General features: G+C 76.9%; 16 protein-coding genes and 2 pseudogenes. 5 read left to right on the top strand and 13 right to left on the bottom strand.

What is annotated here, in order from left to right; genetic code table 11:
* Positions 1-6: 6 nt before the first annotated feature.
* From BLS21_RS05585 to BLS21_RS05570, 5 genes are all read right to left on the bottom strand, one after another.
* Positions 7-1,206, bottom strand: a complete 1,200-nt coding sequence (locus tag BLS21_RS05585; protein ID WP_091214899.1) for an MFS transporter — start codon at positions 1,204-1,206, stop codon at positions 7-9.
* A gap of 18 nt (positions 1,207-1,224) precedes the next feature.
* Positions 1,225-1,782, bottom strand: a complete 558-nt coding sequence (locus tag BLS21_RS05580) for a TetR/AcrR family transcriptional regulator (RefSeq protein ID WP_091214896.1) — start codon at positions 1,780-1,782, stop codon at positions 1,225-1,227.
* Positions 1,779-2,375: a sugar O-acetyltransferase gene (locus BLS21_RS05575; RefSeq protein ID WP_091214895.1), complete on the bottom strand. Its 597-nt coding sequence runs from the start codon at positions 2,373-2,375 to the stop codon at positions 1,779-1,781. The genes BLS21_RS05580 and BLS21_RS05575 overlap by 4 nt, the downstream gene beginning before the upstream one ends.
* A gap of 103 nt (positions 2,376-2,478) precedes the next feature.
* The gene (locus tag BLS21_RS25010) at positions 2,479-2,652 is read right to left on the bottom strand and encodes a hypothetical protein (protein ID WP_175479433.1); all 174 of its coding nucleotides are present in this window, start codon (positions 2,650-2,652) and stop codon (positions 2,479-2,481) included.
* Positions 2,649-3,935 carry a glycerophosphodiester phosphodiesterase gene (locus tag BLS21_RS05570; protein ID WP_091214892.1) on the bottom strand — a complete coding sequence of 429 codons (1,287 nt, stop codon included), beginning with the start codon at positions 3,933-3,935 and terminating at the stop codon, positions 2,649-2,651. Before BLS21_RS05570 ends, BLS21_RS25010 begins: the two co-directional genes overlap by 4 nt.
* Before the next feature lie 476 nt (positions 3,936-4,411).
* On the opposite strand from BLS21_RS05570, the gene BLS21_RS05565 reads away from it, so the two are divergent.
* Both BLS21_RS05565 and serA read left to right on the top strand, forming a co-directional pair.
* Complete coding sequence (locus tag BLS21_RS05565; RefSeq protein WP_091214890.1) at positions 4,412-5,158, top strand: HpcH/HpaI aldolase family protein; 747 nt, start codon at positions 4,412-4,414, stop codon at positions 5,156-5,158.
* Between the two features lie 97 nt (positions 5,159-5,255).
* Positions 5,256-6,464, top strand: coding sequence for a phosphoglycerate dehydrogenase (gene serA, locus BLS21_RS05560; protein WP_091214887.1), 1,209 nt, complete (start codon positions 5,256-5,258; stop codon positions 6,462-6,464).
* Between the two features lie 198 nt (positions 6,465-6,662).
* Here serA and BLS21_RS05555 read toward each other — a convergent pair whose 3' ends face one another.
* Positions 6,663-6,932, bottom strand: a complete 270-nt coding sequence (locus tag BLS21_RS05555; RefSeq protein ID WP_091214885.1) for a DUF1876 domain-containing protein — start codon at positions 6,930-6,932, stop codon at positions 6,663-6,665.
* A gap of 287 nt (positions 6,933-7,219) precedes the next feature.
* Between BLS21_RS05555 and BLS21_RS05550 the strand changes: the two genes are divergently transcribed.
* Complete coding sequence (locus tag BLS21_RS05550; RefSeq protein WP_091214882.1) at positions 7,220-7,504, top strand: SHOCT domain-containing protein; 285 nt, start codon at positions 7,220-7,222, stop codon at positions 7,502-7,504.
* Between the two features lie 140 nt (positions 7,505-7,644).
* Here the strand turns inward: BLS21_RS05550 and BLS21_RS26405 are convergent.
* The 3 genes and pseudogenes from BLS21_RS26405 to BLS21_RS26400 all read right to left on the bottom strand — a co-directional run.
* Positions 7,645-7,761 (bottom strand): annotated as a pseudogene (locus BLS21_RS26405) (PEP-utilizing enzyme); the annotation flags it as partial.
* 149 nt (positions 7,762-7,910) lie between these two features.
* On the bottom strand, positions 7,911-10,151 hold the full coding sequence (locus BLS21_RS05545) for a PEP/pyruvate-binding domain-containing protein (RefSeq protein ID WP_091214879.1): 2,241 nt from the start codon (positions 10,149-10,151) through the stop codon (positions 7,911-7,913).
* 169 nt (positions 10,152-10,320) lie between these two features.
* Positions 10,321-10,869: pseudogene (locus BLS21_RS26400) on the bottom strand (CPBP family intramembrane glutamic endopeptidase); the annotation flags it as partial.
* Here BLS21_RS26400 and BLS21_RS05535 point away from each other — a divergent pair.
* A complete protein-coding gene (locus BLS21_RS05535) occupies positions 10,868-12,562 on the top strand; it encodes a flavodoxin domain-containing protein (RefSeq protein ID WP_139177024.1) in 1,695 nt (564 codons plus the stop codon). The pseudogene BLS21_RS26400 and the gene BLS21_RS05535 overlap by 2 nt on opposite strands.
* A 40-nt stretch (positions 12,563-12,602) precedes the next feature.
* Here BLS21_RS05535 and BLS21_RS05530 read toward each other — a convergent pair whose 3' ends face one another.
* The 4 genes from BLS21_RS05530 to BLS21_RS05520 form a co-directional block, all read right to left on the bottom strand.
* Positions 12,603-13,148, bottom strand: coding sequence for a flavodoxin domain-containing protein (locus tag BLS21_RS05530; RefSeq protein ID WP_217636001.1), 546 nt, complete (start codon positions 13,146-13,148; stop codon positions 12,603-12,605).
* Between the two features lie 64 nt (positions 13,149-13,212).
* Positions 13,213-14,349, bottom strand: a complete 1,137-nt coding sequence (locus BLS21_RS25515; protein ID WP_217636000.1) for an Acg family FMN-binding oxidoreductase — start codon at positions 14,347-14,349, stop codon at positions 13,213-13,215.
* Positions 14,350-14,657: 308 nt separating this feature from the next.
* Positions 14,658-15,437 carry a hypothetical protein gene (locus BLS21_RS05525; RefSeq protein ID WP_217635998.1) on the bottom strand — a complete coding sequence of 260 codons (780 nt, stop codon included), beginning with the start codon at positions 15,435-15,437 and terminating at the stop codon, positions 14,658-14,660.
* A 102-nt stretch (positions 15,438-15,539) separates the two neighbouring features.
* Complete coding sequence (locus BLS21_RS05520; RefSeq protein WP_091214871.1) at positions 15,540-16,409, bottom strand: hypothetical protein; 870 nt, start codon at positions 16,407-16,409, stop codon at positions 15,540-15,542.
* Positions 16,410-16,585: 176 nt separating this feature from the next.
* On the opposite strand from BLS21_RS05520, the gene BLS21_RS05515 reads away from it, so the two are divergent.
* Positions 16,586-17,089 (top strand): hypothetical protein, encoded by a 504-nt coding sequence (locus BLS21_RS05515; protein ID WP_139177023.1) that lies wholly within the window; start codon positions 16,586-16,588, stop codon positions 17,087-17,089.
* The last annotated feature ends 71 nt before the right edge of the window (positions 17,090-17,160 follow it).

Here is a 17,160-nt window from a genome sequence, read left to right as displayed (position 1 = left end):
CCGGGTTCAGCCGCCGGGGCGGTCCGCGGGCGGCCGGCCCGGGAGGGCCCGGCCGAGCACGAGCGTGCCCACCCCGGCCAGCACGACGCTGAGCAGCGCGACCCGCAGGCTGGTGACGTCGGCCAGGGCGCCGACCAGCGGCGGGGAGACGAGGAAGCCGATCCGCAGCAGCCAGTTGATGACCGCGAGCCCGACCCCGTGCGGCAGCCCGGGCAGCTCGTCGGCCGCCTGGTAGACGGCCGGGACGAGGGTGGCGACGCCGAGCCCGGCGAGGGCGAACCCGGCCAGCGTGGCGGGCACCGACGGCAGGGCCAGGGCCAGGCCCATCCCCGCGGCGGTGAGCGCCCCGCCGGCCCGGGCCACCCGGCGCCGGCCGAACCGGTCGACGACCCGGTCGCCGGTCAGCCGCCCGACGGTCATCGCCACCGAGAGGGCCACGAAGCCCAGCCCGGCGGTGGCCGCGCCGGCCGCCAGCTCGGTGCGCAGGTACAGCGCGCTCCACGACGCGCCGGCGTCCTCGACGAACGCGCCGCACGCGGCGAGCACGCCGAGCACCGCGAGCGCCGGGACGGCGGCTCGCCGGCGCGGGCGCTCCCGCGGTGCGGCGGTGGTGACCGCGTCGGGCTCGTCGCGGCCGGGCAGCACCGCCCGCGAGGCGATCAGCGCGACGGCGCCGAAGACGACGGCCGAGGCGGCGAGGTGGCTCCCCAGCGGCACCCGCAGCCCCGCCGCGGCCGAGCCGAGCAGCCCGCCGACGACCGCGCCGACGCTCCAGACGCCGTGGAAGGCGTTGATGATCGAGCGGCCGTAGAGCCGCTGCACGCGCAACCCGTGCGCGTTCTGCGCGACGTCGACGACCGCGTCCAGCGCGCCGAGCACCAGCAGCGCCGCGGCGAGGCCGAGCCAGTTGGGCGCCACCGACACCGTCCACACGACGACGCCGAGCAGCACCAGGCCGTAGGAGGCGACCCGGCCGGAGCCGAACCGGCGGATGAGGGCGGCCGAGGAGAGGCCGGCCAGCAGCGCACCCAGCGGCACGGCCGCGAGCGCGGTGCCCAGCGCGGTGCTGCTCAGCCCGAGCTGGGCCTTCACCTCCGGCAGCCGCGGGACGAGGCCGGCGTAGAAGACGGCGTTGAGGAGGAAGCAGGCGGCGACGGCGGCGCGGGCCCGGCGCAGGGCAGCGGTGTCGGTGCCGGTGACGGTCACGGGGGTCCTCGGGAGGGGTCAGCCGGCGAGCCGGTGGAGGGCGGAGCGGATCTGGTCGGCGGTCATCGGTTCGGTGGACAGGGCACTGTGCAGCACCAGCCCCTCCACCAGCGCGTCGACCTCGCGCGCGGTCACCGGGTCGAGGTGGCGCTCCAGGCTGCGGCGGCTGCGCGACATCCAGTCCTGGGTGACCGCGCGCAGCGCCGGGTCGCGGGCCGCGGCGACGTAGAGCTCGACGGCGAGCACCAGGTCGCGCTGCGAGCCGAGCAGGTCGCCGGTGAGGTGCTCGACCAGCGCCTCGAGCGCCGCCGTCCGGTCCGGCGCGGCGCGCATGCGCTCGTCGAAGCGCTCGGCGACGGCGTCGACGTGCCGGGTGAACGCGGCGGCGAGCAGCTCGGCCAGCGAGGCGAAGTGGTAGGTCAGCGACCCCAGGGGGACGTCGGCGGCGCGGGCGATCGCCCGGTGCGTGGCGGCCGTGACGCCCTGCTCGGCGATGACGTCGAGCGTGGTGTCGACCAGCCGGTCGCGCCGTCCCGGGTCGTGCCGCCGGGCCCGCCGCGCCGGGGCGGAGGTCACCGGCCGGACCCGTCCAGGGTGCGGACGACGCGAGCGGGGTTGCCGACGGCGACCACGTTCGGCGGCAGGTCGCGGGCGACCACCGCTCCCGCGCCGACGACGGTGTTCTCGCCGATCGTCACGCCGGGCAGCACGATCGCCCCGCCGCCGAGCCAGACGTCGTCGCCGATGGTGATCGGCTCGGCCGCCTCCCACGTGGCCCGCCGCGGCTCCGGGTCGACCGGGTGGGTCGGGGTCAGCAGCTGGACGTTGGGCCCGATCTGGACGTCGTCCCCGATGGTGATGGGTGCGACGTCGAGGGCGACCAGCCCGACGTTGGCGAAGCAGCGGGCACCGATGCGGATGGAGCTGCCGTAGTCGACGGAGAACGGGGGCCGGATCTCGGTGCCCTCACCGACGGCGCCGAGCAGCTCCTCCAGCAGCCGGCGGCGCAGCGGGCCCTGGCGGACCGTCGTCGCGTTGTAGGCGTCGGCCAGGTCCAGCGCCCGGGTGCTGGCCTCGCCGAGCTCGGGGTCGTCGGCGATGTAGAGGTCGCCGGCGAGCATCCGCTCGCGCATGGTCCTGGTGTCGCCGGGGTCGGGCCGGAGGCTCATAGGAACAACCGTACACAACGGCCGTCGGCAGGGCCGCGGCACGCTCCGGGACCGCGTCGGCGACGGACGACCGTCCGGTGCAGCAGCGCCTGCACCCGCTGCCTCAGGCGGTGCGGTCGGCCTCGGCGGCGGCGACGGCGTCCTCGCGGCAGGGGAACGGCCCCCCGGTGCGGCCGTCGGCACGGCAGGTCCACCGGTAGCCGTCGGCGGTCTGCTCGATGAGGTAGCCCTCCGGGTCGGACGGACCATGGCCCGGGCGTTCCCACGGGTCGGTCATGCGAACTCCACGTTCTTGAAGCGCACTCCGGCGAACGCACCGCCGAGGTGGACGACGGGCACGGGGCGGTGGGTGACGTCCGCGACGGTGACGCCCTCGCCGCCGCCGGCGCCCGTGAAGCGCAGGCCCGAGCCGGTGACGGTGATCCGGAGCGGTACGTAGGCGCCCGTCCTCGGCGCCGGTCCCGCCGTCGAGGACGCCAGCGGGGTGGGGAGTCCCTCGACGACCCGGTGGACGTCCAGGGTGCCGTCCCCCCGCAGGAGGAAGAGGTAGCCGTCGGCGCCGGGTGACTGGTCGGACGACGGCCGGTACGGGTGGTCGTCGGTGCTCAGGAAGACGAACGCGCAGCTCGTGCGGCCGTCTGCGCCGGTCCCGTCCATGCGGAGCTCGAGGCGCAGCGTGAACGCGGCCGGGTCCGGCGGTGCCAGGAAGCCCATGAGCGTGCAGGTGGCGGTGCCGGAGGCGTCGAAGCCCCAGGAACCGTCGTCCGCGTGGAACCGGCCGCGACCGCTGTCCGGCAGCATCCCCGGCAGCCAGACCTGACGGGCGAACAGGTCCGAGGCACGCCGCCCCGCGTCCCCCGCGATGTAGACCGGGTCGTCGGAGAAGATCGCGTCCACGCCGTCGGCGACGAGGACGTCCCGCTGGTGCCGGCGGTTGACCGTGTGGCAGGCCACCTCGATCCCCTCGGCGTGCGCTCGGGCACACACCGCCGGGGTGACCGAGCCCGCCTCCGGGCCGATCCAGCCGATGTCCTCGGCGGCGGCCCGGACGACGTCGGTGCTGCCGAGCCAGATGACGTCCCAGCCCCGGGAGCGCGCCAGCCGGCACTCGGGGAGGGCGTAGGACTGGAGCAGCACGGACGCCGGGCGGACGCCACGTCGGTCGAGCGCGTCGATCACCGGCTGCATCGCGTCGCTGCTCTTGGCCTCGACGCAGAGGAGGACGCGGTTGCCGAACTCCACGAGCACCTCCTCGAACAGCGGAGGGCGCAGGCCGTCGGGCCAGCCTCCGCCGAGGATGGCCGAGGCGTCGATGTCGAGCTGCTTCCAGGACACCGACGTGTGGTCGGCGACGTTGCCGCTGGAGGTGGTCATGCGGTCCACCGTGCCGTCGTGCATGACGCCCAGGCCGCCGTCGGCGAGGGTCGACACGTCCTGCTCGATGACCGGCAGGCCCTGGCCCACCGCGACCCGGTAGCCCTCCATGGTGTGTTCGGGGACCTGCATGGCCCCGCCGCGGTGGGCGATGACGAACGGCCGGCTCAGGTCGGCGAAGTCCATGGGGTGATCCTGGGGCCCCGGCCGCGCGGCCGGGGCGGGAGCGGCCGCCGGGCCCCGGCCTCGTCCCCCGTCCGGTCGGGGGTCCGCCCGCCGGACCGGGCGGGTCAGCCGTGCAGCACGTCCTCCCAGCGCCCGGGCGTCGTGCACGCGGAGGAATGGACCGGTCGCCCGTCGAGGAGGGCCGCGGGCGTTCCCTGGGGGTCCTGCTCCTGGAACACCCGGTCCACCTCGACCACCCCGGCCTCGTACCGTCCCGTCCCTGACCCCGGTCAGGTGTGCCGGGTCGTCCAGGCCCACGCGCTTGCGGAGGACCAGCAGGTCCTCGGCGGTGGAGCCGCCGCTGTGCTCGGGGGTCGGCTCGCGCAGCCCCGTTCGCGCCGGACCGGGCACCGGAGCACGATCGTCCCGGCGGGGCTCCCGGGCGCCGGCCGACGACGCCGCCGGAGCCGGGGACCGGGGGAGAGGTGGGTGCCGGGATGGCGATCAGCGAGGTCGACCTGCGGCGGCGGTGGTCGGACGGGCAAGCCTGCCACGGCCTGTGGAGCACGTTGCCCGGCGCGGTGACCGGCGAGGTGCTGGCGCGCACCGGAGCCGACTTCGTCGTCGTCGACCTGCAGCACGGCGCCGGAGCGGAGGCGGAGCTCCCGGGCGTCGCGGCGGCGGTCACCGCGGCGGGCTCGGTGCCGCTCGTCCGGACCCGCAGCCCGGCCTTCGCCGACGTCGGACGCCCGCTGGACCTGGGTGCCCGCGGCGTGCTCGTGCCCAACGTGCGCGACGCCGACCACGCCCGCGAGGTCGTCGCCGCCTGCCGGTACGCCCCGGCCGGTGGCCGGTCGATCGGACGGCTCTCCGGCGGGGCGGACCAGCCCCTGGTGGTCGTGATGGTGGAGACCGCGACCGCGCTCGACGACCTCGACGCCGTCCTCGCCGTCGAGGGGCTGGACGGCGTGTACGTCGGACCGGGTGACCTCTCCCTGTCGCTGGGGCTGACCGGTGAGCAGCGCCGGGAGGAGCTGCGCGGCGTGCTGTCCTCGATCGTCGCCCGGGCCGGCGCCGCGGGCGTGCCCGTCGGCGTGCACGCCTACAGCGGTGCGGAGGCCGCCGGGTACGCCGCCGAGGGCGCGACGATCGTCACCGTCGCCGTCGACGCGGTGTCGCTGCGCGAGGCCGTGACCTCCCACCTCGGCGTCGCCCGCGGTGGCCCGGAGCCGGACGCGCGCTGACCGCCGGCCACCCGGTCGTTCCCGCCTCCCTCCCGCGACGGGATACTCGTCGCGACGTGGTCCGCCGGCGGTCGCGCGATCGAGGAGGTCCCTGAGCGTGCCGAGAGCCCTGCTGCTGGAGAACATCGACCCGGTGGCGGCCGACCTGCTCGGCACCGCCGGCTACGAGGTCGAGTCGCTGCGGGGAGCGCTGGACGAGGCCGACCTGGCCGCCGCGCTCGACGGCGTCGACGTGCTGGGCATCCGGTCGAAGACCCGGGTGACCGCCGAGGTGCTGCGCCGCCGTCCCGGCCTGGCCGCGGTGGGGGCCTTCTGCATCGGCACCAACCAGATCGACCTCCCCGCGGCCGCGACGGCGGGGGTGGCGGTGTTCAACGCGCCGTACTCCAACACCCGCAGCGTGGTGGAGATGGCGATCGCGGAGATCATCTGCCTGGCCCGGCGGCTGGTCGACCGCGACCGGTCGCTGCACGCCGGGACGTGGGACAAGTCCGCGGCCGGCAGCCACGAGATCCGCGGGCGCACGCTGGGCATCGTCGGCTACGGCAACATCGGCAGCCAGCTGTCGGTGCTGGCCGAGGCGCTCGGCATGCGGGTGCTGTTCTACGACCTGGAGGACAAGCTCGCGCTCGGCAACGCGGAGGCCTGCGGCAGCCTCGAGGAGCTGCTCGAGCGCGCGGAGACGGTGACCCTGCACGTCGACGGGCGGGCCGGGAACGCGGGGCTGTTCGGCGCCGAGCAGTTCGCCCGGATGCGGCGGCGCAGCCTGTTCCTCAACCTCTCCCGCGGGTTCGTCGTCGACCACGAGGCGCTGCGCGAGCACATCCTCAGCGGGCACATCGCCGGGGCCGCGGTCGACGTGTTCCCGGAGGAGCCGCGCGAGCAGGGCGATGAGTTCACCTCCGTGCTGCGCGGGCTGCCCAACGTCATCCTGACGCCGCACGTCGGCGGGTCGACCCAGGAGGCCCAGCACGACATCGGGCGGTTCGTCGCCGGCAAGCTGGTCGACTACACCGCATCGGGGACGACGACGCTGAGCGTCAACCTGCCCGCGGTGGCCCTGCACGGCTCCTCCGCGGCCCGGTTCGCGCTGCTGCACCGCAACGTGCCCGGCGTCCTCGCGCACGTGAACGCGCTGGTCGGCGAGCACGAGCTGAACGTCGACGGCCAGGTGCTGGCCACCCGCGGCGAGCTGGGGTACGCGGTCACCGACATCAGCGCGGCGCTGCCCGCGGACCTGCTGGCCGCGCTGGACGGGCTCCCGGAGACGCTCCGTCTGACGACCTTCGGGAGCCGGACCGGCTGATCCTCCGCCCGGTGCGGGACGTTCGACCTCGGGACCGGAGGAGCAGCTGCTCCGCTGCAGCGCAGCCGCGCCGCCGCCAGGTCCCGAGGACCTCGGGGCCGCCGTGCCGGAGCGCGACGACCGCTCTCCCCGTGACCGGTCCGGGGAACGCCACGCGGGGCGCGGCGCTGCCCGGCACGCGGTTGCCCCGGCCGGCCGTCACATCCGCAGGTGGGCCGGCTCGCCGGTGGACGCCTCGACGTCCTCCGCGGCGGTCTGGAGCAGCCGGTGGCCCAGGTCCGACAGGGCCCGTGCGACGGCGATCTCGTCGCCGATCTCGGGCACGTCCCGGTCGGCCGGGTCGAGTCGGGCGAGCCCGACGCCGACCATCCGCTCGGTGGCCCGGATGTGCAGCCGGGCCACCGCGCGGGTGTGGCCGTCGTGCTCGTCGATGTCGATGGTGACCGTCCACCGCGCGACCTGGTCCACGTCGTCCTCCCTCGTCGGGTGTCCGCGCACCGACCATCCAGACCGCGCCGGGCCGCGACACGGCCGAACGGCCACGCGACCGAGGCCCTCGTGCCCTCAGCGCACCCGGCTCTGCAGCGGACGTGGTCCGCGGCGGTCCGATCGCCGGCTGCGGGCCGGACGAGGACGTAGGTCGCTGGTGGGAGGGACCTCTGCTCGGTGCGCCGCGGGAGCCCGCTGCCCGAACATCGGGCGCGCCGGGGCTCCGGGAGCGGCTCGGGGCCCGGCCGATCGAGGAGTGGGTCCGCATGATGGGCTGGAACGGCTGGGGTCACATGACCGGCTGGGGCTGGGCGGCCACCACGCTCGCCAGCCTGCTCTTCCTCGCGCTGCTCGGACTCGTCGCGTGGGTGGTGGTCCGCGCCGTCCGGCGCCCCGGGGACGGCCCCTCCCGGGCGCCGCGCACAGCCGGGCCGGACACGGCGGAGCGACTGCTCGCCGACCGGTTCGCCCGGGGTGAGATCGACGAGGACGAGTACCGCAGGCGGCTGGCCACGCTGAGGAGCGTCGGCACGGTTCCCGGCACCTGGTGAGCCGGGCTGCCGCAGCGCCTCGGCCACGCCTCAGGAGCCGTCCAGGACGGTGACCGTCCCCGCGCCGCCGTCCACCCGCACCCGCTGGCCGGTGCGCAGCCGCCGGGTCGCGTCGGGCACCGTGGCGACGCCGGGATGCCGTACTCCCGGGCCACGATCGCCCCGTGGGAGACGACGCCGCCGACCTCCATCACCAGGGCCCCGGCGAGGTGGAACAGCGGGGTCCAGCCGGGGTCGGTGCTGGCGGCGACGAGCACCTCACCGGGAGCCAGCGCGGCGCCCACGGGGGAGTCGAGGACCCGCACGACGCCCTCGTGCACCCCCGGGGACACCCCGGTGCCGACGAGGGTGCCGGGTGCGCTCCCCGCGGGTGCGGTCGGGGCGTACACCGTCTCGCCGTCGCTGGTCAGGACCGACGGGACCGCCCGCCGGCCGAGCTCCCGCTCGTACTCCCGACGCCCGCGCTCGGCGCGCCGGCGCAGGCCCGGCGCCGTCCCGTCCACCCCGGCGCGCAGGTCGGCCGGGTCGAGGAAGAAGACGTCGTCGGCGTCGTCGAGGTGGCCGGCCGCGACGAGGGCGGCACCGACCTGCTGCAGCAGGCTGCGGCCCTCGGCGAGCACCCGCACCAGGTCGAACTTGGCCGCTCCCGCAGGCCGCCGAGGGCCCGGTACCGGGCGAGCACCGCGCGCAGCACCAGCGCGCGGACCGGGCCGCGGGCGCGGCGGACCGCGGCGACCAGGTCCCGGACGGCGGCGTCGGCCTCCTCGGCACCGCGCCGGTGCCGGGCCAGCAGGTCGGCCGGGTCGCCGGCCGCGAGGTAGCCGCGGACGAGCTGCACCACGTAGGACGGGTCGTCCCGGAAGCGTGGCAGGCCCAGGTCGATCTCCCGGTCCGGCGCCCGGTGCCCGAAGGTGTCCAGGAACTCCTGCATGCCCGGCGCGGTCGGGAACGGTTCTCCGCCTGCCTCCCGGCAGGTCCGCGCCAGGCGGGCCAGCGCGGCACCCATGGCGACCGTCGGGTCGTGGGGCAGCCAGCGGCGCACCGGCTCGAGCCCGGCGGAGGACCCCAGCCACCGCTCGCAGAGCCAGGCGGCCAGCGCGCCGGCGAGCAGGCCCACGTACACGGGCGGCAGCTGGGCCCAGGCCACGTCGAGGGTGCGCCTCGGCAGGGCCCGGAGGACGAACTCCACCTGCTCCCGGGGCCCCGCCAGGCCCGCGGCCTCCCGGCGGAACCGCTCGACCTGGTCCTCCACCTGGGCGAGCAGCCTCCGGCGTGCGCGGTCCGGGGCGACGGCCGCCGCGAGCAGCCCGGGGACCTCGCGGGCGACCCACACCGCCAGCCCCGCCGGCAGGGCCACCCCGCGCGGGCGGTCCAGACGGGAGCCCTCCCGGTCGAGCCACTCGTGCAGGGCGGCCGAGGTCGCGGGGTCCTTGAGCGCCATCCGGTCCGCCAGGCGCCGGCCCAGGCGTGGCGAGGCCAGGAGCGGGGTGACGTCGTAGAAGAGGCGCCCGGCGGCCAGGGAGACCCACGGCGGCAGCTCCTGGCGCGGACGGCTCCGGAGGGACCAGAGGGACGACACGGCCGTGGCCAGCCCGGCGAACACCGCGGTGCCGGCGGGGGTCAGGGGCTCGGCGATGCCCTGCGAGGCGAGCGTCAGCGGGATGTACACCCGCAGGCCCGGGCCGGCCGGCGGTCCGGAGGGCAGGGGGAAGAGGGTGGTGATCGGCCGCGCCTGCAGGAGCCAGCAGCGCTCGCCGGCGGTGGCCCACTCCACGTCCTGGGGTCCGCCGGACAGCGTGGCAGCGGCCAGACCGAGTCCCGCCAGCTCGCGGAGGCGCTCGCCGTCCAGCAGGTGCCGGCCGGCGCCGTCGGGTGCATCCAGGACGGCGCGCGTGCCGGCGTCGAGGACCCACCGCTGGGGAGTCACCCGGCCGCTCACCAGCGCGTCCCCCAGTCCGCGCACGGCCTCGACCACCACGCGGTCGCGGCGCCCGGTCAGCGGGTCGGCGGTGAACAACACCCCGGCGACGTCCGCCGGCACCATCCGCTGGACGACGACGGCCACGGCGGTCTGCGCGTGCGGATCTCCCTGCCGGGTGCGGTAGGCCAGGGCCCGCGCCGTCCACAGCGACGACCAGCAGCGCCGGACGGCGTCCACCACCCGCTCGGCGCCGGTGACGTCGAGCAGCGTGTCCTGCTGGCCGGCGGAGCTGGCACCGGGGAGGTCCTCCGTGGTGGCCGAGGAGCGCACCGCCACGGCCTGCCCGCCCAGCCGGCGCCAGGCCGCGACGATCGGGCTGGCGACGTCCTCGGGCACCGGCGCGGCCTCGAAGGCGGCCCGCAGCCTCGCCGAGGCGGCCGTCATCCCATCGGTGTCCCGGGCGTCGAGGTCTGCCGTGACCTGCTCGACGAGCGGGGCGAGGCCGGCGGTGGCAACGAAGTGCCGGTAGGAGTCCGTGCCGACGACGAAGCCGTCGGGCACCGGCAGGCCGGCCTGCCGGAGCCGGGCCAGGCGGGCGCCCTTGCCGCCGGCCAGGGCGAGGTCCGCCGAGCGCGGGTCGTCCAGCCAGGTGACCGTTCCCGGCGGGACACCGGTGGCCCCGGGTGCAGGCGACGGTGCGTGCAGGACCAGGTGCGGCTCGGTCATGGCGTCGGCTCCCTGTGCGCTCGCGGATCCCCCGGCCCCACGGTGGACCCGGCCGGCGGACCGTCCACAGGGCCCGAGGTCCGCTGTCCGACCAGAGGAGCGAGCCGGTCACCACCGGGTCGTAGTGCGAGCCGCAGCGGGGGAAGGCCGCGACCGTGAGGTTCGCCGACGCGTGCATGGCGGCGGCCACCGGCAGGCTCCGGCCGGAGTCGGTGTGCACCCGGACGATCAGCACCCGGAGAGCGACCGTCAGGAGGCACTGGAAGGCCGGCCACGTCGGTCCGTGACCCGCCTGCACGTAGGGCACCAGGTGCCAGGCCGCCCACACCAGTCCCACGGCCAGCGCCGTGGGCAGCGCGCCCCAGCGCTGCAGCCAGGCGTCGAGGAGGTAGCCGGTCCAGCCCAGCTCTTCCGCGACCGCCGCGATCCCGAGCAGGACGAGCAGTCCGGCCGCGGTGGCGAGGGGGAGCTCGGCCCGGGGCAGCTCCTGGCCGAGCGTGCGCTGGAGCGCCCCCCTCGCAGGTGCATGTCGACCCCGGCTGCCGGCCAGCCGATGGGCGCCCAGCACACGGAGGTGGCACAGCAGGCGGCCGGTCACCGGACCGCGCCGTGCCGGGAGGGCACCCGTGGACGGGACCTCCGACCCCACCCCGCCCGTCGACGCCGGTGCCAGCCTGGTCCCTGCGTCCCGCCGACCCTCGAAGGGGTGTCCGACCATGACGTCGTCCCGGCTCCTCGGCGCGCGCCCGGTGGTGCTGTCCCTGAACGTCGGGTCCAGTTCGCTCAAGGCGGCGGTGCGTGACCCGGCGCTGCGGCTGCGGCTGGATGTCGCCGGCCTCGACCGGGGTGCCGGACGCGTCACGGTGGAGGTCCCCGGCTCGCCTGCGGAGGACGCCGGTCCCTGCGCCGGGTGGGACGACGTGCTGACCGTGGTCGCCGCGGCGCTCGCCCGGCGCGGCCTGCGTCCCGACGTCGTCGCCCACCGGATCGTCCACGGCAGCCCGCTGCTGCACGGCGCCGTCCCGGCCGGGGGCGCGCTGCTCGCCCGGCTGCGCGCCGAGGCCGACCTCGACCCGCTGCACCTGCCGCGCCAGCTGGACGTGGTGGACGAGGCGTGCCGGCAGTGGCCGCAGGCGCAGGTGGTGCTCGTATCGGACAGCGGGTTCCACGACCGGCTACCCGACGAGGCCGTCGCCCTGCCGCTGCCGGAGGAGGTCCGCAGCGCCGGGCTGCGGCGGTGGGGGTTCCACGGGCTGGCCGTGCAGAGCGTCGTCGACCTCGTGCCCGGTCTCGGGCGCGCCGTGGTGGTGCACCTGGGCAGCGGCTGCAGCGTCACGGCGGTCGACGCCGGGCTCCCGCGGCACACGACCATGGCGCTCAGCCCCGCCGGGGGTGTGCCGTCGTTGACCCGCAGCGGGGACCTCGACCCGGAGGTCGTGCTCCGGCTGGTGGGGCGGGAGGGGTCTGCCGGCGCCGTCCGTGACCTGCTTAACCGGCGGTCGGGCGTCGCCGGGCTCTCCGGCGGCCGGACCGACCTGCGGACGCTGCTCGAGGCAGAGGACTCCGCCGCCGACCTGGCCGTGCGGGTCTTCGTCCGGGACGTCGCCATGGCCGTGGCCGCGGCCGTGACGACCCTGGACGGCTGGGACTCACTGGTGTTCACCGGGGGCATCGGGGTCCACTCGGCCGCGGTCCGCGAGCGGGTCTGCGCCCGGCTGCTGCCGGTGCGCCCGGGCGCCGCAGCGTTGCACGGGTCGCCGAGCGAGCGGCTGGTGGCGACGGGGCTGCGCGTGCTCGCCGTCCCCGTCGACGAGGAGGCCGTCGTGGACCGCCTCGCCCGGACCGCCGCGGCCCGGGAGGACGAGCCTCCCCCCGGACGGGCGGACCGGGACGGAGGGAGCGGCCCGATCCGGGTGCTGGTCGCGGTCGCCAGCCGGCACGGGGGGACGCGGGGCGTCGCCGAGGCGGTGGCCGACGGGATCCGGCGGGCCGGGAGCGCCGACGTCGAGGTCCGGGACGCCGCGGAGGTGGACTCGGTCCGCGACTGCGACGCCGTCGTGGTCGGCAGCGCCGTCTACCAGGGGCACTGGCTGCCCGTGGCCCGCGACCTGGTCCTGCGCACCGCGATCGACCTGTGGGACCGGCCGGTCTGGGCCTTCTCCAGCGGCCCGGTCGGGACGCCGGGGCGGCCACCGGAGGAGCTGCTGGACGTCGGCGAGATGCTCACCCTGACGCGGTGCCGGGAGCACCGGGTGTTCCCCGGGCGGCTCGACCGCTCCCTCCTCGGCCTCCCGGAGCGGGCCGTCGTCGCGGCGCTGCGCGCGCCGGAGGGCGACTTCCGCGACCTGCCGGCGGTCACGGCCTGGGGCGAGACCATCGGCGCGTCGCTGGCCGCCGCTCCGCGCGTCTGACCTGGCCCGGTGCGGTGCAGCACGGCGTCGGCCTCCGCGGTCACCGCATCCCCTCCTCGGCCGGGAGGGCCGCGCTGGTGAGCGCCGTCGCGATCTCCACCGCCCAGCTCCGGACGGCGTCCCAGTCGCGGAAGTCGCCGACCGGTGCCCGCATCGCGGTCACCACGGCCCGTTCGGGGGCGCTCAGCCGCGACGGCTCCAGCCGTCCGGGGAACACGCGGTGGCCACGGGGAGCGAGCAGCCCGGTCAGCGTGGCGGCGTCGTACGGCTCGTCCGGCGGGTACGGCGGCTCACCGATGGGACCGCTGGAGAACAGCCACACCGGCCGCGCGCGCAGGACGGCGGCGTGCCGGTGGGCGAGCTCCCGGGCCGGCTCCAGCCAGCTGCCGTGGTAGACGGCACTGCCGAGGACGACGGCGTCGAACCCGGCCGGGTCCGGACGGTTCTCCGCGTGCAGGGCGGCCGCGGTGAGTCCCCGGTCCCCGGCAGCCTCCTGCAGCCGACGCGTGAGCGCGTCGGCGATCTCGTGGGTGGACCCGTGCCTGCTCGCCGCCGTCACGAGCACCCGCGGCCGCGCCGGCGTCACCGACTGCACCCTCGACGTCGCACCGGGCCGCGGTGTCCGGGCTCGGTGGGCCGGCTCGGGGACGTCACAGCCACGTCGTCCCCCCGCGGCCGTCCGACACCGGGCGGGGCGCGGGCCGGGGGTCCCGTCGTCCCGGTGGCCAGCTCGTCGGCGTCGGGACCGCCCGGGTGCGCCGTGGCTCGGGCAGCCGGGTGCTGTTGCGCACGACATCGGCGCGGGACCGGCGCGGAGCCGCCGCCAGGTCGTCGGCGTGCCCGATCCTCAGCAGCACCTGGGGGTGGGCGTCCCAGGTCAGAGCCGCCCTCAGCTGGGTACGGGTGAGCGGGACCTCGATGGCTTGCGTGACGGGGCTGGCCACCCATCCGCGCCGGGTCAGCTCCAGGAGCACGTGCTGCAGCGCCTCGCCGCACCTCAGCCAGTCGAGGGGGGAGTCGGTGCGGGTGGCCAGCAGCGCCAGCGTCCGCTCGGCGCTGTCGCCGGGATCCTCGGGCAGCCGCCCCTCGCCGCGGGTGTCGAAGTCCCGCTGCGGCATGTCGACGGGGAACCGGCCCTCCATGCGCGGGACCGCGGACGCCGGCACCCCATCGCCCTCCTCGGCCGGCCGGGTCGTCCAGTGCCGGATCTCGGCCCGGTAGGCGCGGTCGGCGTTCTGCAGCTCGTCGGCCTGCTGGGTCAACCGCGCCACCAGGTGGCGGTGGTCCTGCCGGAGCACCGGCACCAGCACGGTGCCCTCGGCCGCGGCGAGGGCCGCCAGCTCGCGGAGCAGCTCGTCGGGGACGGGGTCGCCGGTCAGCGGGCGCCGGTTGGTCCGGCGACGGGGGATGGTCTGGTCGTATCCGGCGAGGGAGACGTCGGGAGCGCCGGCGACGGCGCGCACGACCGCCAGCAGGTCGGGGTCGTCGGGCCGCGGGAAGCGGTTCACGGCCACGGCCCACCCGCGGGCCGCGAGGGCGACGCGCAGGTTGAACAGCGCCGCCCCGACGCTCTGCACCAGCTCGCGGCCGAGCGGGTCGATGACGGTGAGCTGCCTGGTGCGGTCGGCGCGCACCTCGACGCGGTCGGGACCCAGGACGAACGTCCACGGCTGGGTGTTGTGCACCGAGGGCGCGCGAACCGCCCGGTCGACGGCTGCTTCGAGCGCGACCGCCCGGGCCTGCGCCGCGGGGGCGTGCGGGCGCGATGCGTCGGTGGGGTGGTCCATGGGAGCTCCTGACGGTCGGTAGGCGAGGAGCCTCGGCCGGCAGTGCGGTCAGGCGCAGGGCCGTGGGTCCCGGGTGCGAGCGACCAAGGTCCGTCCGTCGTCGGGCTGGGACTCCGCAGGACCCGGCTGGCGCGGGCCCACCACGGACGGGCGTGCAAGGCCACAGCCACTCGCCCGGTCCGCCTCCGCGGCGTTCCGTGCACCCGACCGGGCAGGAGACGCTCGACGTCTCCGTCGCCTCCCCGCCGGTCGTCCGCGCGGAGCCCCCGAGGCCGGGACGGCACCGGAGCGGTGATCCGGCGTCGTCCTCAGCCGCCGACCTCCTCGCGCCGCGGCTCCCCGTCGGCGCCGCGTGGCGAGGCCGGGTCGCCGCCGGACGCCATCGCCTGCACGACCTCCTCGATGCGCCCGCGGGTCACCCGCCAGCGGCGTTCGTTGTCGTGCACCAGCTCGGCGGACTCGCAGCACAGGTCCGCGGCCCGGGAGACCACCTCGGCCGCGGCGTACAGCCGGCCCGGCGCGACGCGGGCGCCGGCGAGATCAGCACGCAGGGCGGCCGGGGTGAGCTCGACGCGGTCGAGCATGTCGGCGGCGCGGACGAGCAGGACGGCGATCAGTGACTGCTCGTGCGCGGCCAGCCAGTCGTTGGCGATGATCCGATGCCGTTCGCCCATGACGTCGGCGAGGGCATCGATCTCCAGCAGCGCCGCGGCCACGTTCCACGACGCCTGCATCGCGTCCGCCAGCCAGTTCCCGCCCGCGGCGAACGCGTCGGCGTCGGCACGCAGCGCGCCGATCATCGCGGTCATCTCGGCCGGGCGGCCCTCGCCCTCCAGGAAGAGCACGCCCTCGAGGGCGGTCGCGGCCTCGCTGTTGAGGTCCTCGGCGCCCGCGTGGGGACTCGGCGCCGGGTGCTCCGAGGGCACGGCGGCGGTCCACCGGTCGGCCAGTGCCTGCAGGGCGCGGGCGTGCCGCTGCAGCCGCAGCGCGGTCTCCAGCGGCGAGGAGGCGTAGAACCGCTCGTGCTCCTTGTGGAAGCGGGACAGGTTCAGGGCCGCCTCGAGCAGCGGCATCCGGTCGGCGGGCACGGCCCCACGGTGGCCGGGACGGCTCGTGATCGTGAGGGCCGATCGTCCCGGTGCCGCAGGACCCACCGCCCGGGCGGACGTTCGGAGCGGGACGCCGAGGAGTCAGGCCGTGGTCGCCGCCAGGAGCTCGAGCGTCACCGAGGGATCGCGCCGCAGAGGTCGGTCGAGGACGGCCCGCAGCACCCAGCGCACCGCGAAGTCCGGTGTCCGCACGGTCGGCGCCGGGAGGCGGTCGGGCACGTGCAGGGTGAACGGCAGCCGCAGGGCCTGACCGGGCACCAGCTCCACGTGCTCCGCCGGCGACACGGAGGCCATGACGGTCGACGCGTCGAGGTCCTCCTGCAGCGGCTCGCCGCCGGCGGCGGACACCCGCTCCACCATCAGGAGGTCCACGCGCACCCCGCGCGCGTGCCCGCCGACCAGTGGGTCGAGAGTCACCGTGCCTCGCACCGGGACCCCGCCGTACAGCCGGGGTCGCGGTACGTCCTCGATGCCCAGGACGGCGGTCCCGGCGTCCTCCCGCACGGCGGGTGGCAGCGCCGAGGAGGACGGGTCCGGCGTGGAGGGGACGTGGACGTCCCTCGTCGCCGCGACGACGTGCTCCCCGGTGCGGCACCGCACCCGCACGGCGTACCCCTGCTGGACAAGCCGGCCGGCGACCGAGGCCTCGCCGGTCCTCGGCACGGGCACGACCGCGTGCAGGTGCTCGGTCTGGCCGGCGACCAGGGAGCCCGCCGCGTCGAGGTCGACCCGGCCGAGCACGGACTCGGTGCGTCGACCCACGGTGGAGCCGGCACCGTTCCAGTTCCGTTCACGATGGCTGAGGGCCAGCGTGCGGACCAGGTCGACCTGACCGCTGTCGACCACCACGTCGTGGGCCGCCGTGAGCGACACGACGACGTCCACCCGGTCGGCCTCGACGACGTCCGCCCGCACCACGTCGACCTCCAGCGCCCCCGTGTGGGTCCTCATCCCGCGCGTCCCCTCCCTCGCCGTCGGCCGGTCGGCGGTGCCCTCCGGCCCATGCTGGGGTGGCGGTGCGGATCCCGGCGTCGGTCGAAGGACGTCCGCGGTCGGGACCTCCGGCCCGTACCGGAGCTGCCGGTGCAGTGCCAGCGTGGCCGGGACCGCCGACACCGGGAGTGCAGATGACCGAGCCCCGACCCACGTCCGACCGCCACGATCGGCAGGTCCTCACGTTCGCCCCGCCGTACGAGCGGGACGGGACGAGCGTGATCACCGCGACGGCGGCCAGGAGCCACACCGCGACCCGCCGTGCCGGGGTCGGGCGAGAGGACCGCGGCTTCGACGCCGAGATGTCCGGCAGCCGGCCGATGGGGGCCTTCGTCCTCCGCGACGGCCGGGTGCGCTGGCACCCCGTCGTCGACGTCACCAGGGTCCTCACCACCGCGGAGCTCGTGGTCGGCGGCGTGCTGACAGCCCGCCGCCTGGCCGCCCGGCCCAGCGCGGCCAAGGCCACCGTGACCATGGGCCCCGGCGGCTGGGTCAGCATGAAGGGCGGAGTGATGGCGGTCCGTCCGGCCCGGCGGGCCTGGCGTCGCACCCGCCCTGCGGGAGCCGGCCCGCTCCCGCGACGGCCCTGGTGGGCCCGGCTGCTCGCGGCGACCGCACTCGAGTCGGTGCTGGGTTGACCCGTCGTCCGCTCCGTGCGGGCCGCCCGTCCCGTCCCCGCGGGACCTCCTGCCCTGAACCGGGCCCTGCC

It is taken from the genome of Geodermatophilus siccatus, assembly GCF_900103785.1.
Lineage (GTDB): Bacteria > Actinomycetota > Actinomycetes > Mycobacteriales > Geodermatophilaceae > Geodermatophilus > Geodermatophilus siccatus.
This window is presented reverse-complemented; position numbering and strand designations above follow the sequence as displayed.

Excerpts from the sequence above, each read along its gene's own strand:
- BLS21_RS05575 (WP_091214895.1), bottom strand. The coding sequence starts at position 2,375 with ATGAGCCTCCGGCCCGACCCCGGCGACACCAGGACCATGCGCGAGCGG.
- BLS21_RS25010 (WP_175479433.1), bottom strand. The coding sequence starts at position 2,652 with ATGACCGACCCGTGGGAACGCCCGGGCCATGGTCCGTCCGACCCGGAG.
- BLS21_RS05570 (WP_091214892.1), bottom strand. The coding sequence starts at position 3,935 with ATGGACTTCGCCGACCTGAGCCGGCCGTTCGTCATCGCCCACCGCGGC.
- BLS21_RS05565 (WP_091214890.1), top strand. The coding sequence starts at position 4,412 with ATGGCGATCAGCGAGGTCGACCTGCGGCGGCGGTGGTCGGACGGGCAA.
- BLS21_RS05550 (WP_091214882.1), top strand. The coding sequence starts at position 7,220 with ATGATGGGCTGGAACGGCTGGGGTCACATGACCGGCTGGGGCTGGGCG.
- BLS21_RS05545 (WP_091214879.1), bottom strand. The coding sequence starts at position 10,151 with ATGACCGAGCCGCACCTGGTCCTGCACGCACCGTCGCCTGCACCCGGG.
- BLS21_RS05535 (WP_139177024.1), top strand. The coding sequence starts at position 10,868 with ATGACGTCGTCCCGGCTCCTCGGCGCGCGCCCGGTGGTGCTGTCCCTG.
- BLS21_RS25515 (WP_217636000.1), bottom strand. The coding sequence starts at position 14,349 with ATGGACCACCCCACCGACGCATCGCGCCCGCACGCCCCCGCGGCGCAG.
- BLS21_RS05520 (WP_091214871.1), bottom strand. The coding sequence starts at position 16,409 with ATGAGGACCCACACGGGGGCGCTGGAGGTCGACGTGGTGCGGGCGGAC.
- BLS21_RS05515 (WP_139177023.1), top strand. The coding sequence starts at position 16,586 with ATGACCGAGCCCCGACCCACGTCCGACCGCCACGATCGGCAGGTCCTC.